Origin of the sequence: Streptomyces sp. WELS2, from assembly GCF_013870595.1 — a bacterium.
Taxonomy (GTDB): domain Bacteria; phylum Actinomycetota; class Actinomycetes; order Streptomycetales; family Streptomycetaceae; genus Streptomyces.
Map to the genome: position 1 here is coordinate 1 of NZ_JACBWZ010000192.1, position 9,301 is coordinate 9,301.

7 protein-coding genes are annotated in these 9,301 nt (G+C 73.3%); all 7 read right to left on the bottom strand.

Going from position 1 to position 9,301, the window contains the following annotated elements:
• On the bottom strand, positions 1-400 hold a 400-nt coding region (locus tag H5J33_RS14165; RefSeq protein ID WP_181795262.1), incomplete at its 3' end, for an acyl-CoA dehydrogenase family protein.
• A gap of 42 nt (positions 401-442) precedes the next feature.
• Entirely contained in the window at positions 443-1,597 is a 1,155-nt protein-coding gene (locus H5J33_RS14170) for an acyl-CoA dehydrogenase family protein (RefSeq protein ID WP_181795263.1), read from the bottom strand.
• Positions 1,598-1,599: 2 nt separating this feature from the next.
• Complete coding sequence (locus tag H5J33_RS14175) at positions 1,600-5,742, bottom strand: amino acid adenylation domain-containing protein (protein WP_181795264.1); 4,143 nt, start codon at positions 5,740-5,742, stop codon at positions 1,600-1,602.
• 50 nt (positions 5,743-5,792) lie between these two features.
• Positions 5,793-6,137: an acyl carrier protein gene (locus tag H5J33_RS14180; RefSeq protein ID WP_181795265.1), complete on the bottom strand. Its 345-nt coding sequence runs from the start codon at positions 6,135-6,137 to the stop codon at positions 5,793-5,795.
• The gene (locus H5J33_RS14185; RefSeq protein ID WP_181795266.1) at positions 6,134-7,531 is read right to left on the bottom strand and encodes a DegT/DnrJ/EryC1/StrS aminotransferase family protein; all 1,398 of its coding nucleotides are present in this window, start codon (positions 7,529-7,531) and stop codon (positions 6,134-6,136) included. Before H5J33_RS14185 ends, H5J33_RS14180 begins: the two co-directional genes overlap by 4 nt.
• Positions 7,528-8,559 carry a BtrH N-terminal domain-containing protein gene (locus H5J33_RS14190; RefSeq protein WP_181795267.1) on the bottom strand — a complete coding sequence of 344 codons (1,032 nt, stop codon included), beginning with the start codon at positions 8,557-8,559 and terminating at the stop codon, positions 7,528-7,530. The genes H5J33_RS14185 and H5J33_RS14190 overlap by 4 nt, the downstream gene beginning before the upstream one ends.
• Entirely contained in the window at positions 8,556-9,146 is a 591-nt protein-coding gene (locus H5J33_RS14195) for a hypothetical protein (protein ID WP_181795268.1), read from the bottom strand. The genes H5J33_RS14190 and H5J33_RS14195 overlap by 4 nt, the downstream gene beginning before the upstream one ends.
• Between the last annotated feature and the right edge of the window lie 155 nt (positions 9,147-9,301).

Genomic DNA, 9,301 nt, shown 5'->3' on the forward strand with positions numbered 1-9,301 from the left:
CGGGGGCGTCGGAGCGGACGGCCAGGGCGACGGTGGTGCCCTCGCCGATCCGCCGGAGCAGGCCGAGATGGGCGTCGCCGCACCGGGCGAGCAGCTCGGCGGCGGTCAGGGTGTCGGGGAGCAGTCCCTGGTACAGGACCTCGCCGAGTCGTTCGGCCACGACGACCAGGTCCTCCTGGCCGCGTCCGGTGCCGCCGGCCGCCGCGGGCAGCGGCAGCCGGGGCACGCCGAGGTCGACCAGGCCCTGGTGGACCATGGCGCGGATCTCCCGGTTGTCCTCGGTGCCGGAGTGCGGGGAGCGGTATGCCATGCGGCGCACCAGCGAGGCGACCTCCTCCTCCAGGAACTCCGAGAGGGCCTCTCCGAGGGCGAGTTGTTCGTTGATCGGCGCGATCTTCATGACGGCTGAGTGCTTTCTGCGAAAAGGGGCGGGCCCGGCGTGTCAGGCCAGCAGGCCGAGGCCGGTGGAGGCGATGAGCGCGAGCATGACCTCGGAGGTGCCGGAAGCCAGGGTGAGCCCCGCCGCCTCCCGGTAGGCCGCCTCGCCGGTGCCGTCGAGCGCTGCCCGGCCGTCGTGCCGGTCGAGCACCCCGGGCAGGCCGGTGATGTCCAGTGCCGTGTGGGCGACCTCCTTGCTCACCTCGGAGGTGAGCAGCTTGGCCATGGCGTTGTGCACCTCGTCGCTGCGGCCCTCGGCGAGTTCGCCGACGGACCGCCAGGACAGCAGCCGCGCGGCCCGTACCCAGGCCTCCAGCTCCACCAGCCGGGGCCCGTGCACCGGGTGCTCCAGCAGGCCGGTCTCCGCGGCGTGCCGCAGCAGCACGTCGAACCAGCGGGTCGCCTTCGCCTCGAACTCCACGCCGGTGCGTTCGAGGCCCAGGACGTGGTTGATCACCTCCCAGCCGCCGTCCACCTCGCCGACGACGTCGTCGGAGGTGACCCGGACCCCGGCGAGGGTGATGTCGCCGAACCGCTCGTCGCCCAGGTTCCACAGCGGGTCCACCAGGACACCGGGTGTCTTCAGCGGCACCACGAACAGGGTGATGCCGTGGTACTTCACGTCGGACTCGCTGGTCCGGGCGGCGCACAGCGCGAAGTCGGCGAGGTGGGACTTCATGCTGTAGACCTTGCGGCCGCGCAGCCGCCAGCCGTCGCCGTCCCGCTCGGCCCTGGTCTCCAGTGCGGCCAGGTCCGAGCCGACGTCCGGCTCGCTGAACAGGATGGACGCCGCGCCCTCGCCCCGGGCGATCCTGGGCAGCAGGCGCTCCTTCTGGTCGTCGGTCCCGTACATCAGCAGGGCGAGGCCGACGATGTCGATGCTCAGGGTGTGCACGATGTCGGGGACACCGTGCCCGATCAGTTCCTCCGTCAGGATGGTCTTCTGCTGGAGGGTGCCGCCCAGACCGCCGTACTCCTTCGGCCAGTTGACGGCGAGGTAACCGCGCTCGCCGAGCCGGCGGTAGACGTCCAGCAGGCCGGGTTCCTCCCCGCGCCGGGCGCGGACCGCCGCGATCTCGGCCCGCACCTCCTCCTGGCACAGCAGGGCGCAGATCTCGTCGCGGAACGCACGGTCCTCGGGGGTGTGTCGGAGGTCCACGCTCAGCTCCTCGCGTCCAGCACCCGGCGTACCGCGTCCGCGAGGGCCTCTACGCGGGGGTGCTGGAGCATCGTGTAGTGGTTTCCGGGTACGGGCAGGTGCTCGACGTCCCGGGTGGCCAGCTCGCGCCACCGCGCCACGGGTACGTTGTCCTCGTCGGCGGCCGTCAGCAGGGTGAGCGGCGCGTCCAGCAGGCGGGCGGGGTGCAGCAGGACCGCTCGGGTGGTGGCGAGGAACACCCGCATGCGGGCGCGCAGTTCGTCGCGTACGCCCTCGGGGACCAGGGCCGCGCGTTCCAGCAGCTCCGTCACGTGGTCGAGCCGGGCGTCCGGCGCCAGGGTCCGCAGGCCCTCCACGTCCAGTGCCGGGACCGGCTGTTCGCGCAGGCCCGCGAGGTCGTGCACGAAGGAGCGCAGCAGCTCGGCCTCGTCGGGCAGCGCGGCGGGGTCGGTCAGGCCCTCGCCGGGCAGCGAGGTGTCGAACAGCAGGAGCGCGCCGACCTCCTGTCCGGCGTCGCGCAGCTGGGCCGCCATCTCCGCGGCGATGGCGCCGCCCACCGACCAGCCGCCCAGGTGGTACGGACCGGTGGGCTGCACCTCGCGGACGGCCGCCACGTACCGGCGGGCGTAGTCGGCCAGCCGCTCGGGCGGGGCGCTGCCGTCCAGGCCCGGTGCCTCCAGCCCGTAGAACGGCTGCTCCGGTCCGAGCAGCCGGGCGAGCGGGATGTAGGGGACGATCGCGCCGCCCGCGGGGTGGACGCAGAAGAAGGCGGGGCGCGTGCCGTCGCCGGGCGGGGTGATCTCGACGAGGGCGGCGGAGTCCCCGGCGACGGGCGTGGCCCGCCCGGCGGGCGAGGGGTCCTGCCGCGCACGCTGTTCGTCGATCAGCGCCGTGATGCCGCGGACCGTGGGCGCGAGGTAGAGGCGGCGGACCTCCAGCGTGACGCCGTACTCCTGGCGGATGGCGGTGGTGAGCCGGACCAGGTTCAGCGAGTTGCCGCCGAGCGCGAAGAAGCTGTCGTGGACGCCGACGCGGCCGGGGACGTCCAGCAGCTCGGTCCAGATCCGGGCGAGGCCCTCCTCGGTCGGGGTGGCGGGCGGGGTGTGGGCCGCCGGCTCGTCGGCGCCGCCCGGCTGCGGCAGCCGCTTGAGGTCGACCTTGCCGTTGGGCGTCAGCGGCAGCGCGTCCAGCACGGTCACCACGGACGGCACCATGTGCAACGGCAGCCTGTCGGCGAGGTCCTGCCGGACGCGCTCGCCGTCCAGCGGGCCGCCGGCCAGGGCCTCGGGCTCGGCGACCGCGTAGGCGACCAGCCGGGCCCGGGGGGTGCCGGCGTCCTGGACGGTCACGACGCCCTGGCGGACGGCCGGGTGGTGGGTGAGGGCGTGCTCGACCTCGCCGAGTTCGATGCGCAGACCGCGGATCTTCACCTGCCGGTCGGCGCGGCCGAGGAACTCCAGATTGCCGTCGGACCGCCAGCGCACCACGTCGCCCGTGCGGTACATGCGCTCGCCCGGGGTGGCGGCGAACGGGTCGGGCAGGAACCGGTCGGCGGTCAGGTCGGGGCGGCCGAGGTAGCCGCGGGCGAGTCCGGTGCCGGCGATGTACAGCTCGCCGGGGACGCCGACGGGTACCGGGCGCAGCGTCCCGTCGAGCACGTAGGCGCGGTGGTTGGCCATGGCCCGGCCGATGGGCGGGGCGCTGGTGAGCCCTTCGGGCGGGCAGAGGTAGTCCACGCAGGCGACGGTGGCCTCGGTGGGGCCGTAGCCGTTGTGGAACTCGCGGCCGGGGGCGCTCCAGCGGTTGACCAGCTCGGCGGGGAACGCCTCCAGGCCGACGAAGAGCACCCTGAGGTCCGTCAGCGGCCCGGCGTCCAGCAGGCGCAGCACCGCGGGCGGGACGTCGGCGACGGTGACCCGCTGTTCGGCCATCAGCCGCTGGAGGGCGTCGGGGTCGAGCAGTTCGGCGCGGGGCGCTCCGATCACACAGGCGCCGGAGCCGAGGGCGGCGTAGAAGTCGAAGACGCTGACGTCGAAGGCCGGGTTGGCGAACTGGAGCAGCCGGTCGTCCGGGGTGATCTTGAACAGGTCGCGGACGCTGACGACGAAGTCCACCGCCGCCCGGTGCGAGATCAGCACGCCCTTCGGCTTGCCGGTGGAGCCCGAGGTGTAGATGACGTACGCGAGGTGGTCGGGGCGCACTCCCGTTCGGGGCGGCGAGTCGGGGTGCCGCGCCAGCTCGGTGCCGGCCGTCTCGTCGTCGAGGTACCAGCGTTCCTGGTCGGCGGGGAGCAGGTGGCCGAGGTCGCGGGTGGTCAGTGTGACGCGCACCCCGGCGTCCGACAGCTGGTGGGCGATGCGGTCGGCGGGGTGCTGGGGGTCGATCGGCAGCCAGGCGGCACCCGCCTTCAGCGTGGCCAGCTGGGCCACCGGCAGGTCCAGGCCGCGGTCCAGCAGGACACCGACGATCTGGTCGGGTCCGGCCTGCCAGCGCTCGCGCAGCAGGTGGGCGAGACGGTTCGCCGTGCTGTCGAGGCGGCCGTAGCTCAGTTCCCGGCCGGCGAACCGCATCGCGGGTGCGGTGGGCCGCTCGGCGCCGTGCGCGGCGACCAGCTCGTGCAGCAGGGCGGGGCCCGCCGGGTCCGCCGGGGCGGAGCGCGGGTTCCAGCCGTGCAGGACGAGGTCCCGCTCCTCGGCCGTGAGCACCTCGAACCCGCTCACCGGGGTGGAGGGTTCGGTCACCGCCTCGGTCAGCACGGAGCGGAAGTGTGCCACCAGGCGCTCCATCCGGTCACGGTCGAACAGATCGGTGGCGTACTCGATCCAGACGGTGAGTCCGGCCTCGCCCCGGTCGGTGACCTGGAACGCGAGGTCGAAGCGGGAGCTGCCCATCCGCACGGGCAGTTCCTCGGCGGTGAGGCCGCTGAGTTCGAAGGCGCCGACGATGTCGTCGGTCAGCAGGGTGAAGCTGATCTGGAACAGCGGGTTGCGGCTGGGGTCGCGCTCCGGCCGCAGCTCCTGCACGAGGGTGCCGAAGGGCAGGTCCTGGTGCTCCAGGGCACCCAGCACCGTGGTGTTGACGCGGGCGAGCAGGTCGGTGAAGGAGGGGTCGCCGGACACGTCGGTGCGCAGCACCAGGGTGTTGGCGAAGAACCCGACGAGGGGCTCGAGTTCGTCGCGGGTGCGGCCGCTGAACACGGAGCCGAAGGCGAGTTCGGACTGCCCGGTGTAGCGGGCGACCACGACGGAGAACGCGGAGAGCAGCACCGACAGCAGCGAGACGCGCTCCCGGGCGGCCAGCTCCCGAAGGGCGGCGCCGAGTCCGGCGGGCAGTTCGCACTCCAGCGTGTCCCCGGTGCCGGAGGGCTGGGCAGGGCGGGACCGGTCCGTGGGGAAGTCCGTGGTGGGGAGTCCGGCCAGCGCCTCGCGCCAGTGCGCGATCTCCCGCTCCAGCTCCGGACCCGTCAGCCACCGCTGCTGCCAGGCGGCCACGTCGGCGGGCTGCAACGGCAGTTCGGGCAGGTCGGCGGTGGTACCGGTCAGGTACGCCCGGTACAGCGCGGCGAGTTCCTGGGTGATCCGGCCGGTCGACCAGCCGTCGGTGACGATGTGGTGCATCACCAGCAGCAGCACGTGGTCGTCGGCGGCCACCCGGAAGAGGGTGGAGCGGAAGACCGGGCCGGCCTCGAGGTCGAAGGGGGCCCGGGCCGCGTCGTCCACGAGACGGGTCAGTTCCCGCTCGGGGTCCGGGCCCGCCACCTCGACCACCGGCAGGGGCCAGGTGGCGGGGGCGGGGTCCACCGTCTGGAAGGGCACCCCGCGCTCGCTGCCGAACCGGGTGCGCAGGCTTTCGTGCCGGGCGGCCAGCGCGGTCAGGGCCGAACCCAGGGCGGCCGGGTCCAGGGCGCCGCGCAGCCGCAACGCGAACGGCACGTTGTACACCGGCAGTCCGGGCTGGAGCTGGTGCAGGAACCACAGGTAACGCTGTTGTTCGGAGACGGCCAGCGCGCCGTCCCTGGGCACCGGTGCGATCCGGTCGCGTCGCTCCTGGAGTGCCTGCTGCTGCCGGCGCTTGATCTCCAGCAGCTTGCGCTTGACGTCGGAGAGAGAGCCGTCGTCCGTGGTTGGCCGTGTTGTGTCCGCCATGTCCCTCGTCAACTTCTTACGTGTCCGTCCGGTCTGCCGTCGCCAACTTCTTACGTGTCCGTCCGGTCTGCCGTCGCCCGCGCCTCGTGCTCCTGGAGCAGGCGCAGTGCCTCCTCCTCGGAGAGGCCCTCGACCGAGGCGAGCAGGTCGTCGTCGGCGGCGCCGAGGGCCTCCTCGACGGCCGCGGTGAGGCCCTCGATGCTGCCCTCGGTGAAGATCACCGGAAGCGGCACCTTCACCCCGAAGGTCTGCTCGATACGGGTCATCAGCTGGACCGCCTGGACGGAGGTGCCCCCGATCTCGAAGAAGCTCTCCTCGGGGTCCAGCTCCGCTTCGTCGATGCCGAAGACCTGCTGCCAGATCACGGTCAGTTCCCCGCGTACGTCGGTGCTCACGCGGTGATCTCCTCCCACTCGGCGGCCGCGATCTCGTCGGCCGTCTCCCACGGCGCCCGGTACTCCATGGCCACGGCGTGCCGTGCCAGCACGTCGCGGTGGCGCCAGACCTTCTCGAAGGCGTCGGCGTAGGCGGACAGCAGCGGACCGGCCTCGGGCGACAGATGGGCCTTCTGGAGGGTGAACGAGTCGTTGATGACCGCGAGCGTGGTCGGCTGCTCCTCGGGCCGGTACTCGCGCGGGGTCACCCCGGGGAGCTGCCAGGGCAGGCCGCCGTAGCCGAGCCGGTCCCGGAAGACCCGCTGTTGCGGCAGGGACATCATCTGGTAGTGGCTGGCCGGCACGCCCTCGGAGCGCAGGGCCCGCATCAGCGCCGCCCGCAGCGGTCCGGCGTGCCCGGGCTCCAGGCCCCACGCCTCGGGGTCGGTGCGGAAGCGCAGGATGTGCCAGGCGTGGCTGCGGTCGTCGGGCACCACGGGGGTGACCAGTCCGGGCAGGGCGGCGAGGCGGTCCAGGAAGCGGCGCACGTTCTCGTCGCGCAGCTTGGCCTCCTCGTCGAAGCGTTCGAGCTGGCTGCGGGTGAAGGCGGCCTGGATGGCGTTCGGCTTGTGGTTGAAGCCGAGCAGGTGGCCGACGTAGGAGCGCTCGGCCTTCTTCGTGGCGACCTCGCCGAACTGGCGCAGCATGGCGGCCCGGCGGGCGATGCCGTCGTCGTCGGTGGTGATCAGGCCGCCCTCGCCGCAGGTGGCGAGGTTTTTGCTGACGTTGAGGCTGAAGGTGTTCACGGCGCCGATGGAGCCGACGGTGCGGCCCCGGTAGACGGCGCCGTGCGCCTGGGCGGCGTCCTCGACGACGGCCAGGCCGTGCTTGTCGGCGATGGCCCGGATCTCGTCCATGTCGACCGGCAGGCCGTGCAGGTGGACCACGACGATCGCGCGGGTGCGCGGCGTGATGGCGGCCTCGACCAGGTCCGGCACCAGGTTGTAGGTGCGCGGGTCGATGTCCACGAACACGGGGACGGCCAGGACGTGCAGGGGCGCCACCGCGGAGGCGATGAAGCTGAGCGCGGGCACGATCACCTCGTCGCCGGGCTCGATGCCGAGCGCGCCCAGGGCCACGGACAGCGCGGCGGTGCCGTTGCTCACCATGACGCAGTGGCGGGTGCCGACTCGTTCGGCCCACTCGCGCTCCAGCGACTCGATCTCCTGCTCGCCGACGGCGGCCGTGGTGAACCGGCCGCTGGACAGCGACCGCAGCACGGCCTCCCGGTCGGAGTCGGTCACCCGCGGCCAGGCGGGGATGCGGTGGGTACGGGGGACCGCGCGGGCTCCGCCGAGCATGGCCAGTCGGTCCGGGGACGCCTGTCGCGTCGGCCGGGGCACGGAATCGGTCATCGGAGTGCGGCTCCTTCGTGCGCGAGGACGTCGAGTGCCTGCTCCAGGTCGGAGCGCAGCGCGTGGCCGCGGCGCGCCAGCCGGTCCGGACCGAGGTCGCCGGAGCTGGTGAGCGCGGCCATGATGCGGATGGCGGAGAAGTGGTGGGCGACGCGCTCGACGCTCCGGGCCGCCTCCGCGAGGCCGGGTGCGTCCAGGGTGCGTGCGGCCAGCGCCAGCCAGTCGGCGTGGACGGCGGTGCAGGCCAGCGCCGCGCCGGTGACGACGAACAGTTCGTCGCGCACCGCTTCGCCGGCCGCCAGCCGCTCGCCCGCCCAGGCGAGGAACGAGGTCAGGCCCTCGGCGCCGGTCAGCCGTGGACCGGGCTCGCCCTTGCGGAAGCCCTCCACGTTGCGCTCGATGACCGAGCGGATGTGCGCGCGGTCGAAGGCGGGGAAGTCCTCGGGGGCGGCGTCGAGTTCGACGGACAGCCAGCGGTTGCCGATGTGGACGTCGGTGAAGAACATGTCCCGGTCGTGGACGGCCGGGTTGCCCGAGTCGCGGGCCGCGGCGAGCTGCTCGAGGCGGATGTCGCCGTGGAAGTAGGGCGGGACCGCGTCCAGCACCCGGACCGTGCCGCGCTCCTCGTCGAAGCCCTGGACGATCACCATGTGGTTGGAGTGCACGTCCTGGTAGGCGGGCCGGAAGGGCAGTTCGAAGTTGTCGACGGCCACGGCGACCAGCCGTCCGGCGGCCACCTCGTCGCGGACCTGCGCCCAGCCCTCGGCCGCGTCCGCCGGGTGGTGCCAGGTGGAGCGCACCGGGTGGTACGGGGCGAGCGCGCCGAGCAGCGACACACCGGCGTCGCACGGGTAGAAGTACTCCTCGCGCCGTACGTCGCCGGGCAGGTGCCAGAACCCCCAGGCGGCGCCGAGGGTCTCGAGCGGTGCCACGCCCCGGTGGTGCAGGAGGGTGGCCATGCAGCCGTGCAGGCAGCCCGCCAGGTCGTGCCGCCAGCCGAGGGCGTCGGGTACGAGTGCTGCTTTCACTGGGTGGCCTCCGGTCGCGCCGCGGGAGCGAGGGTGATCGCGAAGAGGTGGATGGCGGGGTTGTCGGGAAGACGGAAGGCGCGCAGCGGTTCCTCACGGGTGACGGGCACCCGCTGGCGCCAGATGGTGGGGCCCATGGCCTGCTGGATGTGGCGCGGGTAGTGCAGGCGCGTGCACGAGAAGGCGGGGCGCTCGCCGAACCGGGAGGCCGTCTCGGGCCAGAAGTCGGACACCCGCAGCCACTCCGGGTCCACGCTGCCGTCCGTGAAGTGCAGCAGCAGCGGGTCCTCGGTGCGGCGTTCGGCCGCGCCCAGGACGTGTATCCAGTCGTAGTGGCCCTCGGGGACCGTGACGAGCTGGCCGCGGCAGCGGACGTTGTCCGGCGATCCGTCGCCCGTCGCGGGCCAGCGGAACGGGATGCCGTGCACCTCGACCGGGCCGGCCGGGGGCAGTTCGTCGGCGGGGAAGGTGTTGCCCCAGATGTTGAAGGCGCCTTCGGACAGCCGGTCCGGGCGGGTGACGCCGACGTTGTCGGCGAGGGCCGTCAGGTCCAGCGGGACGGGGGCGATGGTGGTCGACGTGGTCACCTCGGTCGTACTCCAGCGGTGTCGCGGGCGGGGATGGTCGGTGTGCCGGCCGGTCGCCGGCCGGGGGCCAGGCGCAGCACGGCACGCAGCCGCGGGTGCAGAGTGCGCGGCATCAGATGGACGCCGACCTGCTCGCGGGGGGCGGCGAAGTGGTA

Excerpts from the sequence above, each read along its gene's own strand:
- H5J33_RS14175 (WP_181795264.1), bottom strand. The coding sequence starts at position 5,742 with ATGGCGGACACAACACGGCCAACCACGGACGACGGCTCTCTCTCCGAC.
- H5J33_RS14185 (WP_181795266.1), bottom strand. The coding sequence starts at position 7,531 with ATGACCGATTCCGTGCCCCGGCCGACGCGACAGGCGTCCCCGGACCGA.